At 40.5% G+C, this 18,369-nt stretch carries 17 protein-coding genes; 3 read left to right on the top strand and 14 right to left on the bottom strand.

Annotated elements, in window-relative coordinates:
- From JWQ85_RS03125 to JWQ85_RS03110, 4 genes are all read right to left on the bottom strand, one after another.
- The coding region (locus JWQ85_RS03125; protein ID WP_299463794.1) for a hypothetical protein at positions 1-1,070 on the bottom strand (1,070 nt) is incomplete at its 3' end.
- Between the two features lie 309 nt (positions 1,071-1,379).
- Positions 1,380-2,651, bottom strand: a complete 1,272-nt coding sequence (locus JWQ85_RS03120; RefSeq protein WP_299463791.1) for an MFS transporter — start codon at positions 2,649-2,651, stop codon at positions 1,380-1,382.
- Positions 2,652-2,655: 4 nt separating this feature from the next.
- Positions 2,656-2,889, bottom strand: coding sequence for a hypothetical protein (locus JWQ85_RS03115; protein WP_299463788.1), 234 nt, complete (start codon positions 2,887-2,889; stop codon positions 2,656-2,658).
- 4 nt (positions 2,890-2,893) lie between these two features.
- Entirely contained in the window at positions 2,894-3,484 is a 591-nt protein-coding gene (locus JWQ85_RS03110) for a TetR/AcrR family transcriptional regulator (RefSeq protein WP_299463785.1), read from the bottom strand.
- A gap of 158 nt (positions 3,485-3,642) precedes the next feature.
- On the opposite strand from JWQ85_RS03110, the gene JWQ85_RS03105 reads away from it, so the two are divergent.
- Positions 3,643-4,953, top strand: a complete 1,311-nt coding sequence (locus JWQ85_RS03105; RefSeq protein ID WP_299463783.1) for a polysaccharide deacetylase family protein — start codon at positions 3,643-3,645, stop codon at positions 4,951-4,953.
- A 298-nt stretch (positions 4,954-5,251) separates the two neighbouring features.
- Here JWQ85_RS03105 and JWQ85_RS03100 read toward each other — a convergent pair whose 3' ends face one another.
- The 8 genes from JWQ85_RS03100 to JWQ85_RS03070 all read right to left on the bottom strand — a co-directional run bounded on the left by JWQ85_RS03100 (position 5,252) and on the right by JWQ85_RS03070 (position 14,560).
- Entirely contained in the window at positions 5,252-5,617 is a 366-nt protein-coding gene (locus JWQ85_RS03100; RefSeq protein ID WP_299463780.1) for a response regulator, read from the bottom strand.
- Positions 5,618-5,781: 164 nt separating this feature from the next.
- Positions 5,782-7,500, bottom strand: a complete 1,719-nt coding sequence (locus JWQ85_RS03095) for a tetratricopeptide repeat protein (protein ID WP_299463777.1) — start codon at positions 7,498-7,500, stop codon at positions 5,782-5,784.
- Positions 7,501-7,665: 165 nt separating this feature from the next.
- Positions 7,666-8,991: an MFS transporter gene (locus tag JWQ85_RS03090; RefSeq protein WP_299463774.1), complete on the bottom strand. Its 1,326-nt coding sequence runs from the start codon at positions 8,989-8,991 to the stop codon at positions 7,666-7,668.
- A 75-nt stretch (positions 8,992-9,066) separates the two neighbouring features.
- Entirely contained in the window at positions 9,067-10,455 is a 1,389-nt protein-coding gene (locus JWQ85_RS03085; RefSeq protein ID WP_299463771.1) for a M20/M25/M40 family metallo-hydrolase, read from the bottom strand.
- Between the two features lie 53 nt (positions 10,456-10,508).
- Positions 10,509-12,617 (bottom strand): ATP-dependent DNA helicase RecG, encoded by a 2,109-nt coding sequence (gene recG, locus JWQ85_RS03080; protein ID WP_299463768.1) that lies wholly within the window; start codon positions 12,615-12,617, stop codon positions 10,509-10,511.
- 10 nt (positions 12,618-12,627) lie between these two features.
- The gene (locus JWQ85_RS03075; RefSeq protein WP_299463764.1) at positions 12,628-13,008 is read right to left on the bottom strand and encodes a RidA family protein; all 381 of its coding nucleotides are present in this window, start codon (positions 13,006-13,008) and stop codon (positions 12,628-12,630) included.
- A 30-nt stretch (positions 13,009-13,038) separates the two neighbouring features.
- Positions 13,039-13,182, bottom strand: coding sequence for a DUF6728 family protein (locus tag JWQ85_RS21880; RefSeq protein WP_354003261.1), 144 nt, complete (start codon positions 13,180-13,182; stop codon positions 13,039-13,041).
- 70 nt (positions 13,183-13,252) lie between these two features.
- Positions 13,253-14,560 (bottom strand): OmpA family protein, encoded by a 1,308-nt coding sequence (locus JWQ85_RS03070; RefSeq protein ID WP_367186179.1) that lies wholly within the window; start codon positions 14,558-14,560, stop codon positions 13,253-13,255.
- Between the two features lie 213 nt (positions 14,561-14,773).
- Between JWQ85_RS03070 and JWQ85_RS03065 the strand changes: the two genes are divergently transcribed.
- Positions 14,774-16,063, top strand: coding sequence for an aminopeptidase P family protein (locus JWQ85_RS03065; protein WP_299463761.1), 1,290 nt, complete (start codon positions 14,774-14,776; stop codon positions 16,061-16,063).
- 89 nt (positions 16,064-16,152) lie between these two features.
- On the opposite strand, the gene meaB is transcribed toward JWQ85_RS03065, so the two are convergent.
- Both meaB and JWQ85_RS03055 read right to left on the bottom strand, forming a co-directional pair.
- Positions 16,153-17,046, bottom strand: coding sequence for a methylmalonyl Co-A mutase-associated GTPase MeaB (gene meaB / locus JWQ85_RS03060; RefSeq protein WP_299463758.1), 894 nt, complete (start codon positions 17,044-17,046; stop codon positions 16,153-16,155).
- Between the two features lie 178 nt (positions 17,047-17,224).
- On the bottom strand, positions 17,225-17,425 hold the full coding sequence (locus JWQ85_RS03055) for a hypothetical protein (protein ID WP_299463755.1): 201 nt from the start codon (positions 17,423-17,425) through the stop codon (positions 17,225-17,227).
- 276 nt (positions 17,426-17,701) lie between these two features.
- Here JWQ85_RS03055 and JWQ85_RS03050 point away from each other — a divergent pair.
- On the top strand, positions 17,702-18,369 hold a 668-nt coding region (locus JWQ85_RS03050), incomplete at its 3' end, for a glycosyltransferase family 2 protein (RefSeq protein WP_299463753.1).

Here is an 18,369-nt window from a genome sequence, read left to right as displayed (position 1 = left end):
GTTAAACGGCTCTCAATATCCTTTTTATCCTGAACGATGATGCTGTTTTTGGTAACTACATAGTTCTCCATAACCGTACTGCTTTCGGGGATAAGCACTTTCCAGTTCTTATAATCCGGGTGCAGCTTATCGGCCAGCATCAGTTTGCTTTTTGGCGCGTTATCGTTGGTTTTTATATAAAGGCGGTTGCCGATAGCCTCGGGGTATGCCTGAAATTTTTTACTGTTATAGATGATCCTGCCTTCTTTAAGGCTACCGGTTGGGCGAATGCGCAGGCTGTTGGAGTAGAAATCGCCTTCGCCGCTAAAGGTTACATCGCTGTAGCGGTTATCATAAACAAAGTAGCTGTTTTGGGCGTCTTTAGTAGTGCCCACAAAGGTGGCTTTCTCTATCGGGTCGCCAACTTTTAGGTAGTAGGTTTTTAAGGGCCGCTGCTTATCCACATCTTCCTGACTGCGCAGGGTTACGTAGGCATGTTTTTGGTCTTGCGCCCAATCAAAGCCACTGGTATTGGTAATATGCTCGTGGATTTGTTTGCCGGTGCGGGTATCAATAAAGTAAACCGTATTAACCTCGGCGCCGCTGCGTTGCGCGCTAATGGCAGCGCGTTCGCCATCATAAGTATAACTGGTGCCGCTGGTTGATATTTTGCCTGCAGTATCTAATTGCACAGGGTCCCATATCAGCACCTTTTTACCATCCAGTATGGTATAGATCTTATATTGTTTATCACCTTTCTTTTTCACCGTTTGGAAAACGCGTTTACCCACCGTGTTCAAGGGGCCTTCATAATCCATGTTCAGGTAGGCGGCTATCTTCTCTTTCAGATCGGGGTGAACCTTTTGCGTTTTTGTCAGGTACTCCACACCGTAATCGTGCTGTTTTTTTGTCCAGTCAATAACATCCTGGTTCTTTTTGTCTTCCAGCCAGCGGTAATTATCGGTAAGTTGTATACCGTGCAGGGTATCAACAACAGGAATAGTTTTAGTTTTTGGCGGATCGAATGTTTGCTGTGCGTTTGCAGCCATAGCGGCGGTAGTAATTAGGGTAAGTAGCAGGCCTTTTTTCATTGCGATATTGCTAAGGATTATTAGCCAAGATAGCGAAAGTAGTTGTTTGCGGCAAGACCAGAAAAGGGATAAAAAGAGGCGAAAATAGGCGATTCCAGGCCGTTTTTTGGTGTGTTCCATTTTACAAAAAGTGGAACAATCGGTAAAAATGCTTATAATATTAGAATACAGAATATTCTGTATTCTAATTAAAGAAAGACTTTGCTAAAATTGAGAAAAGTTAATTTTTTATCTATTGATTATCAGTATGTTCCATTTGTTCCACGTGTTCCATCTTCAAAATGGAACACGTCGGCTAAATGAAATTTTTTAATGTGAGAAAGCTTCTTCTGGTATCACGGCTGCTTGGCTGCTCTCCATCCTCTTTTTGGTAAGGTTATTTACCCGCCACATTAAAAAGATGCTGATTATTGATATAACAACTATTACATAGCCAACAGTATTATAATGCTGCAACGGGCTACCCTTGCTTTGCTGGGTTACAATCATACCGGCAACGGCCGCGGCTACCCCACCTGCTATTTGCTGTAACGATGCGTTAATACTCATGAAAGCGCCACGGTCGGCCATTTCGGGTATGGCACTGGTTAATGCCGATGAAGGTATCATGCGGCTCATAATGCCCATCATCATTAAAATGTTAAATACCATTACCAGTATAAGTGGTGTTACGCCAAGGTTGGTATAAACCACACACATGATCATCATCCAAACAGATGCCGCGGCAAATATTTTAAACTTATCTATCTTATCGCTCAGCTTACCTATTACCGGCATAATCAGCAATGAGCTTAACCCCGATACCATTAGTAGCATGGTTAATTGCTTATAATTAACGCCCAGGTTATTTACGGCAAATGCGCTCCCAAAAGGCATCATCATAAAACCACCTATCGAGAGCAATGCTGTAGCGGTAAAACCAACCCGATAGTCGCTTTTGGTCAGCGTATGCCAAAGGTGTAAAACCGCCGATTTATCTTTTTGGATAGCTAAATGCTGGGTAATAGGTTTAATGTAAAGGGCAATAACAATAGCAACTATTGTGCTTAATATCGCCACCATCCAAAAAGGGGCTTCCCATTGCCAAAGCGTTGCAATGTAGATACCAATTGGCACCCCTAAAACCTGGCTTGCACCAAAGCCCATTTGAATAAAGCCCATAACCCGGCCGCGTTGCTGCAAGGCAAACAAGTCGGTAATAATGGCCATTGATATGGAGCCGATAACACCCCCAAACAAACCGGTAATTATACGTGCGGCTACCAACACTGCATAAGATTGTGCCATCCCGCAGAACACGGTACCCGCAATAAAACCGATGTAGAAGAATAACAGCAACTTCTTTCGATCAAACTTATCGGCAAAGCCGGCAGTAAGCAGGCCGGAGATCCCCGCGCTAAAAGCGTAGGCAGATACGGCTATACCAAAGGCCGATGGTTTAAGGTTAAGTGATTTCATGAGCATATCGCCAAGCGGCGACATTACCATAAAATCGAGTATCACAGTAAACTGGGTGATAGCCAGTATAAATATTACAAATTTTTGGTAGCCTGTAAAAGGTACCGGTTCTTGATTTTGCATTGTGTTAGGTTAGTTCACAGCATTGGTAGCCGTGAGGTTTTATTAATTCAATTATTTGTGCATGGCTAAGCGTGTACGATATAATTCGAAGCACACAATCTTCATCTTCCATATCAATTGTCCAGCATTTAATGTCGGGGTTATTATCCAGCAAAGTATGCAGCAGCAGTTTATCGCCATCACAATTAATGTTGGTTTTAAATAATAGTATGTGATCAAAATTTTCTACAATATTCATAAGCTTACTTTTTTAGGGCTTTCACAACCAGGTCAAAAGTTTTCCAAAGTATCTCATCCGTCATTTTAAAAGGCTTGCCAGCCATACTTTGCCCCTCGTTTTCGAAACGGATAAGATTATATAACGGCGCAAACGCTACCGACCAGTACACTTCAAAAGGCATTACATCAATTTCGCCACGTGCAATTACATTATCCATAAACTTACCCATCACCAATTTAAAGTCCTTCAAAAAAGATGATAAAAAAATCTGCTGATACGATGAGCTGCGCAGCTGTTCAAAAAACAATGTCATGATAGGGTTAGCCACCATATAGTTATATCGGTTTTCCCATTGTTTACGCAAGCCTTGTTCAAACAGCATCTCCGGGTCAAAATCTTTTATCATGGCATCACCCATTAAAGCGCCTTCCTCAATAGCTATTTTAAGGATCAGGTCGTCGCGGTCTTTATAATAGATATAAAGCGTTGCTACTGATATACAGCATGCCTTTGCCAACTTGTTCATGCTAAAGCCTTCTAAGCCATATTTTACGATGAGTTCAATAGCTTTTTGCTTTACCAGCTGTACTTTATCTGTGTTTCTAATACGCATTTATATTATATTTCGCTACAAATATAAGTGAATATTCATTCATTTATAAATTATTTCAAATAATTTCCTATTACTCCACTATCCGAGCGAAACAGGATAAGCATGAATTAAAATTCAACTTAGTATATTAGTAGACCAATTGTTAAAAATTGTATACCATGAAGAAATTACTGTTACCGGCAATTGCTGTAAGTTTGTTTCTAAATCCCTGTAAAGCCCAAACCGAGATAACGCGCTGGCAGGATGGTAAAAAAGGCGCAGTATCAATTACCTGGGACGATGGTTCTATTAACCAATTTAAAGTAGCCCTGCCTTTACTAAACCGCTTTAAATTTCCGGCTACATTCTTCATCATCACGGGGCAAATCCCTGGCTCACAATACCAGGGGAAATTTATAGGTCGGCCAGTTAAAGAGATCATCGGCGAAACAGCAACCGTTCCAACTAATAAAGCTAACCTGTTTGAACGTGCTTCGGCAGCCAGTTACCTGGGTTTAGTTGGGCCGATGGATTATTATTACAACGCCGGTTCGCTTGTTGACGCAGGTAAAACTGATGAAGCAGTAAAGTTGATTGATGAGTTATATAAGAAAGTGCGTAATGGCGAGTTTAAACCGGGCGTACAACATAATCCCGAATATATGGATGCGCATGGCACTACCTGGAATGAAATTCGCAAATATGCCGCGCAAGGCCATGAGTTTGCCAGCCACATGATAACCCACCCGCGCCTGGCCATATTAGATGAGCCCAACATGTTATATGAAATGGAAAAGAGCAAGCTGGAAATCCTAAACCATTTGGGTGCCAGGTACACCTTCTCGGGCGAGGGGCCTTTTGGGACCGAGAACGAACGGGTAATGGAATATGCATATAAAGTTTACCCGGCATTACGTAACCGTATGCCCGAGCCCTGGCTAAAAGAAATAACCCGTGGCAATAAAAGCAACCCGGGTAATACCGATAAGGAGTATATACAGTTTCAGCGGGGTGCTACTACTAAAACACCGTTGCCAATGATGAAGGCATGGGTTGATACCACCGTTAACAAAAACAATACCTGGCTGGTGCTTACTATTCACGGCGTTGAGGGTATTGGCTGGGAGGCCTTGCCTAAACAGGAACTGGATGAATATTTTACCTACATTAAAGCCCGCCAAAAAAACCTATGGGTAGCCACATTTGGCGATGTTACCCGTTACATGCGCGAAAGGCAAAGTGCCAAACTGCAAGCTAAACAAGTAAATGGAAAAATTACAGTTAGCCTATCGCACCCGCTTAATAAGGCTATGTACAATGTGCCACTTACACTTAAAACTTACATTCCCAAAAAATGGAAAACTGTAAAAATAGTGCAGGACGGTAAATCCCGTGTAATAAAACCTGCTGTTGCATTGGGAGAAAAGGGGGCGTATGTTTTATACCAGGCTTATCCTAATAGTGCTCAAATAACATTATCGGGTATATAATTATTAACCAATAAGTATGTAGTTAAGCGATGATTTTGCCGGTTATTGTGCAGAGCTAAGCAGTGATTTTTTTTTATCCGTAGTTTCCCATACGGAACCGTACACATATGATTTTTTATCGCAGAGGTTACAGGAATACCTTTTTATAGGCAGCCAAAATAATGTTGCTTTTACTAAAACTGGCCTTCGTGCGCGGCTGGTTAATTTTCCTTTACTGCAATGCGGGCAGGTTTTTTTTTGTCTTGTTTCCATTCTCGGGCAATTGTAAACTTTAATAATTAATCAAATCATTTATGTTCTATGCAGCTATCATAGTAAGGGCTTTTATCATGTCCGATTTGCTTACCGGTTTTAGCAGGAAAGCATTAGGACGCGTTTGATTAGCCAGATTTATTATATCTACAGATGTTATGGACGATTGAAAGATGAAAGGGATATGTAGATGATGGTTGATATAATTTGCAAGGTCAATTCCGTTCTCTTTCCCTTTTAACATTATATCTGTTATCACCAGGTCAACATTCATAACCCTCAGGTCTTTTATAGCTTCATCATAACATTCTGCTATTCTGCAAATGTTGTGGCCTATATTAAGAAGCATATTCTTTAACGCAAAAGCTATTAAAGGATTATCTTCTACAATATAAACGTACAATTTTTGCATGAAAATCAATTTTTTAACGCTGGTATGTAATTAAAAAGTATAATATGTTGCTGTAATTACTTCGTAAGCATATTTTTCAAATATGGCTCAAAATACCTGCTTATAAGAATTTTAGGGGTGGACAAAATTGAGACAAATCATCAAAAATGTGGCTTTAGGACGAATTAAAGGTCGTTTACTACATCCTCTATCTCTTCATCTTCAGAAAGGCGCATTTTTTTACGCAAACGTTGTTTTGCTTTTTTAACACCATCAACAGTTATGCCCAGCATACCTGCCATCTCTTTATTATTAAGCTTTAGTTTAATTAGTGCAAGCAACCTTATATCAGTACCAGATAAGTTGTCATACTTATGACGCAGGTTGTAAAAGAAAGTAGCATGTACCCTTGAAAAAAGCTTTTTAAACTGTGCCCAGTTATCATCTGTCATGATATGGGCCTGCATCATTTTGTCCAGGCTGTCGGCAATGTCTGCGTCGCTAAACTTTAATTGAACATTTTCCAGTTCTGTCTTAATTTCATCTATCAGGATGTTTTTTTGCATGAGCCTTTCGGTATAGCCATTCAGCACCAGTGTGGCATTTTTTAACTCTTCATCAACCCTAAGCTTCTCTGATACTATTAACTCCTTATCTTTTTTTGCTTTTAACCTTTGGCGATTATATATAAGTACGCTTATCACTATTAATAGTAGCAATACTACAATTATTGTTTTTTGCTTAAAGGCCTCTATCTGGGCACTCTTTTTTAGGTTGTTAAGCTCTTCATGGCTTTTTTCCATTATCCATTGCAGTCTCACACGTTCAATAGCAGTAATGTTATCGCGCTTGGCCACACTATCCCGTAAATTTTCTGATATATTCCTATATAAAATAACTTTTTCAACGTTTTTAAACCGTCCGCTAAGTATTGCCTTTAATTCATAATATTGTGCCCGCTGTGTTAATACATTTTCACTGGTTCTTAACAGTAATTTGTCTGCAGTATCTAATTGCAGGCCCGCCAGCTTTAGTTTGCCATGATCAAGACTAATATATATCAATCTTAACAAAGCGATAGCAGAATTTAACGTTTGATCATATTTTAATGATTGGCTATAATCTGCCTGTATCAGCGGCAGTGCTTTACCATATTGTTGCTGCAAAAAGTATATAGAGCCGATATTGCCTGTTGCTATGGCTACCCATACAGAATCCTTAACAAGTGTTGCCATATGAAGGGCATTGTTAAAATACGCCATAGCCGTTTTGTATTGCCCCGCATTACGATAGGTAAGCCCAATAGTGTTTATAATATTTATACGTACGCTTGATACTATAGGCTGATACTTTAAAGCGTGGCGCAGGTTTTCACGTGCATTGTCAAAGTCGCCCAGGGCATAGTAAAAATTTGCTGTTTCAGAAAATAGCGTCCCCATATCGCGCACATTATCAAAACCAACCTCACGCAGGGTGGCTTCACTCAAAAGATAATATCGGCAAGCAGCCGTATTTTGTTTGTAAAGGGAATAATAGTTGGCTTTGCGATGCTGATAAATGCCCGTTTCCAATAGGAGTTTCTCCTCTTTTGCAAAGGCAATAGCCATATCAAAATACTTATTACTTAATGGATTGTAACCTCGGTTTACCGAGTAATAATCGGCACGCATATCATATATGGCACATTCAAGTTGCAAATCGCCCAGGTTAACGGCCAGTTGCTCCAAATCGCCCAGGCTTTTTACGGCATCCGGCTCATTCATTTTGCGGCAATTGATCCTGTAAATTCTCCTTGCAGCATCTATGCGGCGGGCATCTGTAGTATCTTTTAAGCTTGTAAAAATATTAGGGCGGTATACAGGTTTGCCATCCAAGCTATAGCTAAGTAATGGGGCAAAAAACATTAACCATAATGGTAAAATGTATAAAAACTTACCTCGTAAGGTATCTGAATACGTTGCAGCCAAAGACTTAATCAATAGTTATTAAAAGAAAAATAATATTCTCCCTAAAGGTGAATATTATTTTCACAGATAACACAGCTTAATTCAGCTTTAATTAAATGTAAATTACCCTTTTTTAAGCTGGTGTTTTATAACTGCGGGCTCCTGGATTTGGTTTAGAGATAATGGTATCAGCTTTTTAGTTTTAAGCCAGGTAATAGTTACTATCATCAACGTCATGCTGCCACCAAATATAACTGCAGGTATAGTACCTAAAAGCTTTGCTGCCATGCCCGATTCAAAATCGCCGATCTCGTTAGATGAGCCAATAAACATGGAGTTTACCGCAGATACCCGCCCACGCATATGGTCGGGGGTTAAAAGCTGCATAATGGTACCGCGGATAATAACGCTCACGCTATCAAACGCGCCCTGTAAAAACAGAAATAGCAGCGATAGGTAAAATATATTGGACAAGCCAAAACCGATAATAGATACACCAAACCCAGTAACGGCAATGAGCAGATTACGCCATGGCTTGTTCATTGGCGAAAAGCGAATCATGGCTAACATTGTTAATGCCGCACCTAATGACGATGCCATACGCATAATGCCCAGCCCCTCGGCACCTACTTTTAAAATATCAAGGGCAAATACAGGTAATAATGCTACAACGCCCCCAAAAAACACCGAAAACAAATCAAGGCTCATTGCGTAGAACATTATTTTGTTGGTGAAAACAAAGTTGAGCCCTTCTTTTAAGCTGATCCAAATGTTTTCTTTGGGGATAAATACCGGTGGGTACTCGCGCAGCATATAAACCAATATCAGAGATACCAGCATAAATATAAGCGTTAAGCCAAATGTTGCTGTAATGCCACTTAACCCCGGTATAATATGATGTGCAAAGCCATAAATAAAACCACCGGTAAGCGGCCCAAGTATGGAGGCTACCTGCCAGCTTGAGCTGCTCCAGGTACTGCCGTTTGGATAAAGTTCTTTCGGGATGCTTTGCGCGTAAATGGTAAAAGTTGCCGGGCCGTAAAAAGCACGGGCCAGCCCATTACAAAATATCATGGCATAAAGTAGGGCAAGTATACCGGTGGTATGAAGTTGCGCTGCCACGTTGGATAATGTTGTTATAAACATTACCAATGATGATAAAAATACCCCCACAAATATGATAAGGAGCATCTTTCGTTTTTCGTACTTATCGGCAATATAACCGCCATAAAGTGCTATACCTACCGCCGGGATGGCTTCGCTTAAACCTATAAATGCCAGGGCAATTTTGCTGTGTGTTAACTGGTAAATATAAAACCCAAGAACAACGGTTTGCATTTGGTACGCAAACGTGAAGAAAAACCGCATCCCAATATATGAGCGGAAATCCTTGTATTTAAGGGCTGCAAATGAATCTACTCGGGGTTTGGGGTTTTCCTCGTCTGGCAATGTGGTAGTGTATTAGTTGAGTCCGCAATTTACAATTGTAACAGGCGGCCTCAAAATGTAATTGACACAGAACTGTTAAAAACTTAGGCCATGCTGATCTATCAGGTAAACTAATGCGGTAATAGCAGCAGCACCCAGTTCCAATTCGCGCTTGTTAACATTTTCAAAAACATCATTTGGTGTGTGATGTATATCAAAGTACCGTTGCGAATCTGGCCTGAAACCTATGAGCATGATGGAAGGGACTGTCTCCTTTAAAGGGCCAATATCTGTACCACCACCACCGGCAACCAGCCTGTCGGCTTCGTAAGGTTCTAATAATCCTTTCCAGTTCTTGTTAACATCTTTTAAGAAAGATGCCGATGCCCCCTGGAAGCTAAACCCACGCGGGGTAAAACTGCCTTCGTCTGTCTCAATGGCTGCAATATGTTCTTCTTTATTTGCGGCGGCAAGTTCGGCATATTTTATACCTCCTTTATGGCCGTTTTCTTCATTCATAAAAAACACCGCTCTTATTGAGTTTTTAGGGCGATAGCCGGTTGCTTTGAAGATCCTTAACACCTCGGCAGATTGCATAACGCCTGTACCATCATCATGCGCGCCTTCGGCCAGGTCCCATGAATCCAGGTGGCCGCCAACAGTAATAAATTTATTAGGGTTTTCGCTGCCTTTTATCTCGCCAATAACGTTGTATGATTTAACATCAGGTAGCGTTTGGCAGCTTTGTTTAAAATAGAATTTTATAAGCGGCAACTTGCGTAACCTAAGCATATTGCTCAATTTGTTTGCGGCTAAGGTTGATATAGCAGCGGCAGGGATCTTTGTTACACCATCTGCATAAACTGTACCGCCAGTGTGCGGGTAATCGTCGAGCGCGGGTGTAATAGAACGTACTATTGCCCCAACAGCACCATATTTCGCTGCTGCTGATGGACCTGCAAAACGCTGTACGCCGGCAGCGCCATAACCTGCGCCGGTTTCAATAAAGCGCTGATCAAACGGGCCGTTGAAAAAAACAATTTTGCCTTTAATAACACTTTCGCCTAAAGTTTCTAATTCCTTTAAGCTTCTTACCTCTACAATGTTGGCTGTTATACCTGTGGCCGGTGTACCTATCGACATGCCCAAGGCAGCAATAGGCACGGCTATCTTCTTTTTTCCATCAATAATATAGGCTTGTTCTTTAGCGCCCCTAACCCAATGCGGCACCATTACTTCCTGCAGGTAAACCTTATCGAAGCCATAGCCCTCCATTAGTTTTTTACTCCACTCAACAGATTTTGCCGCACCTGCAGATCCGCTTAAACGCTGGCCAATATTTTTGCATAAATAACGTAGGTTTTCGTAGCATTGGCCATTAACCAAAGCCTCGTCATAAAACTTACGGATCTGTACAGAATCTTGTGCTTTTGAACAAATTGCACCGGCTGATAAGATGATAAGAATAGAAAGGAATTTTTTCATGATAAGTAGCGTTTAGGCAAATGTAATATTTGCGGCGCATTTTTATCAATACCTTAAGATATTTTATCCCAGCTTAAACCTGCATTTTTTGCCTGAAAGGCGAGATTGAGGATCTGGTTTTCCGGAGCGGCCAATTGGGGGTCTTTTTCAAATATTTCGATAACGCAGTTTCGGGCTTGCTGCAGTATCTCCTGGTCGGTAGTTAAGTCGGCCACTTTCAGGTCGAGCACCCCACTTTGCTGTGTGCCTTCTATATTGCCCGGGCCACGCAACTGCATATCAATTTCGGCTATTTCGAAGCCGTTATTGGTTTTTACCATAGTATTAAGCCTTATACGGCCATCCCGACTAAGCTTTTCGCTGCTCATCAAAATACAGTATGATTGCTCGGCACCACGGCCAACACGCCCGCGTAGCTGGTGTAATTGCGATAAGCCAAAGCGCTCGGCATTTTCAATGATCATTACAGATGCGTTGGGGATATTTACTCCAACCTCTATTACAGTGGTGGCCACCATTATCTGCGTTTCGCCTTTTACAAAACGTTGCATTTCAAAATCTTTTTCGGCAGGTTTAAGTTTGCCATGAACTATGCTGATGCGGTAATTTGGCAATGGAAACTCGCGCGACATGATCTCGGTGCCATCCATTAAGTTTTTTAGATCGAGCTTTTCACTTTCCTTTATTAAAGGATATACCACATATATCTGCCGGCCTTTGGCAATTTCATCTTTCATAAAGCCAAACATGCGCAAGCGTTTAGCTTCGTAATAATGCAGGGTTTGTATAGGTTTACGGCCGGCCGGTAGTTCGTCAATTACAGAGATATCAAGGTCGCCATACATGGTCATGGCCAGAGTACGGGGTATGGGGGTGGCTGTCATTACCAGTATATGAGGTGGTACAACATTTTTTCGCCAAAGTTTTGCCCGTTGCTCCACACCAAACCTATGCTGTTCATCAATTACCACCAGGCCAAGGTTTTTGTATTTAACTTTATCTTCGATGAGCGCGTGGGTACCTATTAATATATTAAGTGTACCATCTTCCAGTTTCTCATGAATAACCTTACGTGCTTTATTAGGCACTGAACCGGTTAACAGGGCTATCTCTATAAAACCTTCGCCAACCAAACTTTTTATGGTTTGATAATGCTGATTTGCCAGGATCTCGGTGGGGGCCATAATACAGGTTTGGAAGCCATTATCAATTGCTATGAGCATGCTCATTAATGCCACCACCGTTTTGCCGCTGCCTACATCACCTTGTAATAAGCGGTTCATTTGCACACCACGCTGGGTATCCAGCCTTATTTCTTTTAAAACCCGCTTCTGCGAATTGGTTAGCTTGAATGGTAATTTGTGATGGTAAAACTCATTAAAGTAGTTGCCAACCGATTCAAATATATTGCCTTTGAATTTTTGAGTACGCGTCAGCTTGGTTTTTAACAGTTTTAACTGCAGGAAGAATAACTCTTCAAATTTTAAACGGTATTGAGCTTCCTTTAACTGATTAGCATCATTTGGGAAATGAATGTTGCGGTAGGCTTCCTGTCGCCCCACCAGTTTAAAGCGATTTAAAATATACGCGGGTAAATTCTCGTGAATATCTTTGGCATGCTGTTCAAGCAGGGCAGCTATTAGTTTTTGCAGGCCTTTACTATCTAAAGTAAACTGCTTTAATTTTTCGGTAGAGTTATATGCTGGCTGAAGCATTAAGTTGCCCTTTTGCTGTTGCATACCAGGTAAGTATAGCTCCATCTCGGGATGCGCCATTTGGGCTTTGTTATTAAAAAAGCCGGGCTTGCCAAATATCACATACACCTTTCCGGGAACCAGCATCTTCTCAACCCATTTTATGCCCTGAAACCATACCAACTCAATTGGGCCGGTATCATCATGTGCCTGGGCAACTAAACGTTTGGTGCGTTTCTCGCCAATAATTTCTTTTTTGGTTAAGCGTGCCAATACCTGCACGTAAGGCAGGTCGGGCTGTATATCTTTAACCTTATAGAACCGGGTACGGTCTATATATTTATAAGGGAAGTGCCTTAACAGGTCTTCAAAATTGTAAATCTGCAATTCCTTTTTAAGCACATCCGCACGGGATAGGCCTACACCTTTTAAATATTCAATGGGTGTTTGAAAATGCTGATTGTTCAATTTTATATGATCAGGACTTTAAAGCAATTACAGATATTTCAACATTAACACCTTTTGGCAGTGCCGATACCTGTACAGTTTCGCGGGCAGGAAAATTGGCTGTAAAGTAAGAACCATATACTTCATTTACCTGTGCAAAGGTTTGCATATCGGTTAAAAATATGGTGGTCTTTATGATCTGATCAAAACCAATACCGGCTTCGGTTAGTATCGCTTTAAGATTCTCCATCACCATTGTTGCCTCATCAGTTATACCTGTTGTGATGATCTCGCCTGTTTTTGGATCTGACGGTATTTGGCCAGAAACAAATAGTAAACCATTAGTAGCAACAGCCTGGCTGTAAGGGCCTATTGGGGCAGGCGCATTATTAGTATTAATAATAATTTTCATTTATAGGTGTTGTGTGTATTTATAATAAGGCTACTTTTTTAGTATGAACCATTGAATAAGTTTCCAAATAATGCCGAGCAAAAACATGCTTATTGCAATAGCATTAATTACATGCATTACCTTAAGATTAAAGCTGGTAGGCCTGTTGGGGTCTTTTTTTCTAAAAAAGTACATAATACAAATTTAATAAAAAAAAGAAAGCCCCGGGTTATCCGGGGCTTCTCAATAATATTTTAATTAGATATTATCTTTGTTTGAAAGAAACACGACGGTTTGCAACACGTCCTTCTTCAGTTGAGTTATCAGCTATCGGGTTAGTTTCACCGTAACCTTTAACTTTTAATTTTGATGCAGCAACACCAGAGTTAACTAAGTAAGTTTTTACAGAGTTAGCACGGTCACGTGATAAAGATAAGTTGTGAGCAGCAGTACCTTCAGATGAAGCGTAACCATCGATCTCAACAGTTTTACCAGATGAACGTAGATCAGCTGAAGTAGCATCTAATACTGGGTAAGAAGAAGTTCTTAATACCGAGCTATCAAATTCAAACTGGATGTTTGAGTAAGCAGCAGCAGTACCTGTAGTTGCAACAGTATCTTTAGGGAATACGATAACGCAACCAGAACCGTCAACAACGCTACCAGCAGGAGTGTTAGGGCATTTGTCGAATTGATCAGATACACCGTCACCATCAGAATCTTTCTTAAGATCAGTAACTGCGTTTTCAACGTTAGTTACACGACCTTTAAGAGCTTCAACTTCCTGACGTAAAGCTGCATCGTATAATTCGTCATACATCATAGCAACTGGATTAACCCACTCTAAGCTTGGTTTTGATTTTGAACCCAAAGTGAATTCTAAACCACCGTAACCGTAAGAGTAATGATCTTTCCTGTTATCAGGTTTTGTTAAACCGTCAAAGTTACCACCGTCAATAAAGTTTTGAGTGTAACCAAAGTTTAAGGCAACAACATCACTTAGTCTGAATTTAACACCAGCACCAATTGGTACTACAAATTCTTTAACGTAGCTACCAGTTCCAGCGGCACCGCCAGCAGCGCCGTCTTTGAAATCAAAGGCAACACCAGCTGAATTAACACCAGTTGGGTTGTACATAGCCAAACCAGCACCAGCGTTAATGAAGAAGTTAACAGAGTTTTTACGACGGATAAAGTCGATAGTAGCAACGTTAACAACACCGCTTAAAGTAGCCTGATAAAATTTAGTTGAGTAAGAAGCAGGGTTACTAGCAATGCTGCTGTTATCGCCAGATACTTTACCGCCGCGTACATCTAATTGTAAACCAAAGTTGTGACCCAATTGATTTCTTATAGATATACCATAACCTAATTCAACGTTATGATTTGCGTAATCGTTAGAGCCGCCACCGGTTGCTAAACTTGGTGAAGTTGCACCAACGTTAACACCTATGCTCCAGGTTTTGTATTGACCCCTTCCGCCAAATACCTTGGCAGTGGTTGTTGCAGACGTTGTAGTGTCTGCTGTTGTGGTAGTGGTGGTGGTAGTGGAGTCTGTCTGCGCACTAACCATTCCAGCAACCAGCAAAGAAGCAAATGATAATGCTACTGATTTCTTTAATGTAGAATAATTCATAGTTTTAAGATTAAACGATTTAATTGTGATTTTTTTCAAAATTAGTAATTATGTTTGAAACAAATACCAAATCTTGTTCCAAAATTCATAATATCTACTACAATCAGTAGAAATAATTTGTTTTTGTAAAAATTAATATTTTAATAATTCATGAAATACCTTCCTGTTAACGAACAGTTATTTACAAATAATAGAAAAAATTTCGTTTCGCGAATAAAATCAAACTCTGTAGCTATATTTCACTCAAATGATGAGTTCCCGAGGAATGGCGATCAGACGTTCCTTTTTAAACAAAATCCAGATTTTTACTATCTCACGGGTATAGATCAGGAACAGAGCATACTACTTTTATATCCCGATTGTCCTAATCAGCAATACAAAGAAGTACTTTTTTTAAGACAAACAAATGAACACATTGCCATTTGGGAAGGGCATAAATACACCAAGGAAGAAGCGCGCAAAGCATCAGGTATAGATAACATTTATTGGCTGCACGAGTATGATGGCATTTTACATACCATTATAAATTATGCTGATAACATTTATATCAATACTAACGAAAATGACCGCTACACGCATACTGTGCCCTATCGCGACCTAAGATTCCTGGAAACATTGCGCCAAAAATATCCGCTGCACCACTATGAACGTTCGGCGCTAATACTGCGCGATCTGCGTGTTGTAAAATCAGATATTGAGATAGAACTTACACAAAAAGCTTGTGATATAACCAACGATGCTTTTATACGCGTACTAAAATTTGTACAGCCCGGGGTAACTGAGTATGAAATTGAAGCCGAAATAACCCATGAATTCTTAAGGCAACGTGCAACCGGCCATGCTTATAGCCCAATTATTGCATCGGGCAAAAATGCTATTGTTCTGCATTATATAGATAACAACCAGGTTTGTAAGGATGGTGATGTGATATTGTTTGACTGGGCTGCCGAATACGCTAACTATAATGCCGACATGAGCCGCTCTATCCCGGTGAATGGCCGCTTTACCAAACGCCAGCGCGATGTATATAATGCTGTACTGCGTGTTATGCGCGCCGCCACCAAAATGTTAGTAGCTGGCACCGTATGGAATGACTACCATGACGAAGTAGGTAAAATTATGACCGGCGAACTTATTGACCTGGGCTTATTGAAAAAGCACGAGGTTGAAAAGCAAGATCCTAAAATGCCTTTATACAAAAAGTACTTTATGCATGGAACATCGCACCATTTAGGTTTAGATGTACACGATTTTGCCAGTCGCTATAAACCTTTTGAAGTTGGCAATATTTTAACCTGCGAACCTGGTATCTATATCCCCGAAGAGGGCCTTGCTATCCGTTTGGAGAACGATATTCTGATAACCAAAGGTGGCAACCGCGACCTGATGGCTAACATACCTATAGAGGCAGAACATATTGAAGAATTGATGAACGCTTAGAAGAGAATCAAGATTTTTAGATTCAAGAGTCAAGATGTGGAAAAGCCTTGTATAACTTTCGGGTTTTTCTTGATTCTTGACTCTTAGGTCTATCTTACATACTCTTCCGAGAACTTGTAAATATTAAAGTTACCCGCCTGGGTAGCTTTGGCAATATCCTGCTGGAGTGTTTTTTTGTTGATACCGGTCATTTTATGTTGCTGTATTATATTGTATACCTTTTGAGTAAGCAACAGTTCGCGGCGGCTATTTTGGGCTTGCGGGTTTGATAGAATGAAATTTGTAATAGCGTCTATCCCTTCGTTTTTTGAGGCAACTGTTTTAAATATCGGCAGCTTGCTATCCTTATTTTGCCTGATTATTTTTTTTAGGTTATTGATGAATAGGTCGGCGCCTTCCCTGTCGGCTTTGTTTATAATAAAGGCATCGGCAATTTCCATTAAGCCCGATTTAATGTTTTGGATCTCGTCGCCCGCCTCGGGTACCAGCATTACAAAGGTAAGATCGGCAAGGCCCGCAATCTCCACTTCTGATTGGCCTACACCAACAGTTTCTACAATAATATGATCAAAGCCCGATGCTTTAAGCACATCGGTCATTTCAATGGTTTTTGCAGACAGGCCGCCTAACGACCCTCTTGTAGCCAGCGAACGGATAAATACATCCGGGTGGTTAAAATGCGAAGCCATGCGGATCCTATCGCCCAGTAACGATCCAAAATTAAACGGCGATGTTGGGTCAATAGCCAGTATCGCTACTTTTTTACCCTGCTGTACCAGGTTGTTTATAATGGCATTTACCAAGGTGCTTTTACCCGCACCCGGCGGGCCGGTAATACCTGTAACGGGTGTATGTGTATTAAAGGTAAGGCTTTTTAAAAGTTGGGCTGCGCCGGCAAGGTTATTTTCAACAATAGTTAAAGCACGCGCAACCGAGCGGAAGTCTGAGCTACTTGGGTTTATATGTTGAAAAGCTTTTAGCATTGTATTAGGCAATAAAAATAGTTGCTTTTAATTACAATGCCGTATTAATACAAAAAAACCACTCCATATAATTGAAGTGGTTTTAAAAGATGCAATAATTAATTTAACAGGCCGGGTGTTTGCCAATGAAAGCAACACTGAAATTTAAACTACCAATTATATTAACTAATATTTTCTTTTAGTCATCCGCGCGGGTAACTATAATGGTATCCTTTTTGATTGTACGGGTAACTATAATGGTATCCTTGTTACCACCCAAACTCCCTTTTACCAAAGTTTTTTTAACTGTTGAAGGGCTTGCCGCTTCTTTCTGGCATGCCGTTAAATAAAGTCCACAAGACAAGGCTGTGAAGAATAGAATTTGTTTGAATCTTTTCATATATATTAATTTAAGGTATTACTTATACGCATGCTTTATCAATTAAGTTTATAATAAGGAAGTTACCGTAAAATAACTCCAAATATAATTAATCATAAATGGTGTCATTTAAATAGACGCGGGCAATAGAAAATTGTTACTGTTAGGTTTAATATATATTGTATAATGCCTGCCATTAATTTGTTGCTACAAAAATACAAATTAACCAAGGCATAATAATATAAAATGAGCGGGCTTAGATAATTATATTTGCAGCAAACATATACCTATATAATAATGAAGGTTTCCGGGTTCACATTCATCCGCAATGCTGTAAAAAACGACTATCCTATTGTAGAAGCTATTACATCCATATTGCCGTTATGTGATGAGTTTATTGTGGCCCTGGGCGATAGTGAGGATGAAACAGAAAACCTTATAAATGGTATTGGTTCACCTAAAATAAAGATCATACACACGGTATGGGATACCAATGTGCGTGATGGGGGTAAAGTTTTTGCCGATGAAACCGATAAGGCTTTTGACGCTATTTCGCCCGATACCGACTGGGCCTTTTATATACAGGGTGATGAGTGTGTGCATGAAAAATACCTGCCTTTAATAAAAAAGGAAATGGAAGAGAACCTTTCCGATAGTAAGGTTGAAGGCTTATTGTTTAAATACCTGCATTTTTATGGCTCGTATGATTATTATGGGCATTCGCGCAGGTGGTATCGCCGCGAGATACGGATTGTGCGTAATAATAAAGACATACGGTCATATCGTGACGCGCAAGGGTTTAGGTGGGCCAATAACCGTAAGATCCAGGTGAAGTTGATTGACGCCTACATTTATCATTACGGATGGGTAAAACCACCATCGGGCCTGGCAAATAAGCTGCGTAATTTTAACCAGTTTTATCATGATGATGAGTGGATGGCGCAAAATCTGCCCGAAACTTTTAC

It is taken from the genome of Mucilaginibacter sp. (assembly GCF_028288105.1).
In the GTDB taxonomy this organism is placed as follows: Bacteria; Bacteroidota; Bacteroidia; order Sphingobacteriales; family Sphingobacteriaceae; genus Mucilaginibacter.
This window is presented reverse-complemented; position numbering and strand designations above follow the sequence as displayed.

Excerpts from the sequence above, each read along its gene's own strand:
- JWQ85_RS03120 (WP_299463791.1), bottom strand. The coding sequence starts at position 2,651 with ATGCAAAATCAAGAACCGGTACCTTTTACAGGCTACCAAAAATTTGTA.
- JWQ85_RS03115 (WP_299463788.1), bottom strand. The coding sequence starts at position 2,889 with ATGAATATTGTAGAAAATTTTGATCACATACTATTATTTAAAACCAAC.
- JWQ85_RS03110 (WP_299463785.1), bottom strand. The coding sequence starts at position 3,484 with ATGCGTATTAGAAACACAGATAAAGTACAGCTGGTAAAGCAAAAAGCT.
- JWQ85_RS03105 (WP_299463783.1), top strand. The coding sequence starts at position 3,643 with ATGAAGAAATTACTGTTACCGGCAATTGCTGTAAGTTTGTTTCTAAAT.
- JWQ85_RS03100 (WP_299463780.1), bottom strand. The coding sequence starts at position 5,617 with ATGCAAAAATTGTACGTTTATATTGTAGAAGATAATCCTTTAATAGCT.
- JWQ85_RS03095 (WP_299463777.1), bottom strand. The coding sequence starts at position 7,500 with ATGTTTTTTGCCCCATTACTTAGCTATAGCTTGGATGGCAAACCTGTA.
- JWQ85_RS03085 (WP_299463771.1), bottom strand. The coding sequence starts at position 10,455 with ATGAAAAAATTCCTTTCTATTCTTATCATCTTATCAGCCGGTGCAATT.
- JWQ85_RS03075 (WP_299463764.1), bottom strand. The coding sequence starts at position 13,008 with ATGAAAATTATTATTAATACTAATAATGCGCCTGCCCCAATAGGCCCT.
- JWQ85_RS21880 (WP_354003261.1), bottom strand. The coding sequence starts at position 13,182 with ATGTACTTTTTTAGAAAAAAAGACCCCAACAGGCCTACCAGCTTTAAT.
- JWQ85_RS03070 (WP_367186179.1), bottom strand. The coding sequence starts at position 14,560 with ATGGTTAGTGCGCAGACAGACTCCACTACCACCACCACTACCACAACA.
- JWQ85_RS03065 (WP_299463761.1), top strand. The coding sequence starts at position 14,774 with ATGAAATACCTTCCTGTTAACGAACAGTTATTTACAAATAATAGAAAA.
- meaB (WP_299463758.1), bottom strand. The coding sequence starts at position 17,046 with ATGCTAAAAGCTTTTCAACATATAAACCCAAGTAGCTCAGACTTCCGC.
- JWQ85_RS03055 (WP_299463755.1), bottom strand. The coding sequence starts at position 17,425 with ATGAAAAGATTCAAACAAATTCTATTCTTCACAGCCTTGTCTTGTGGA.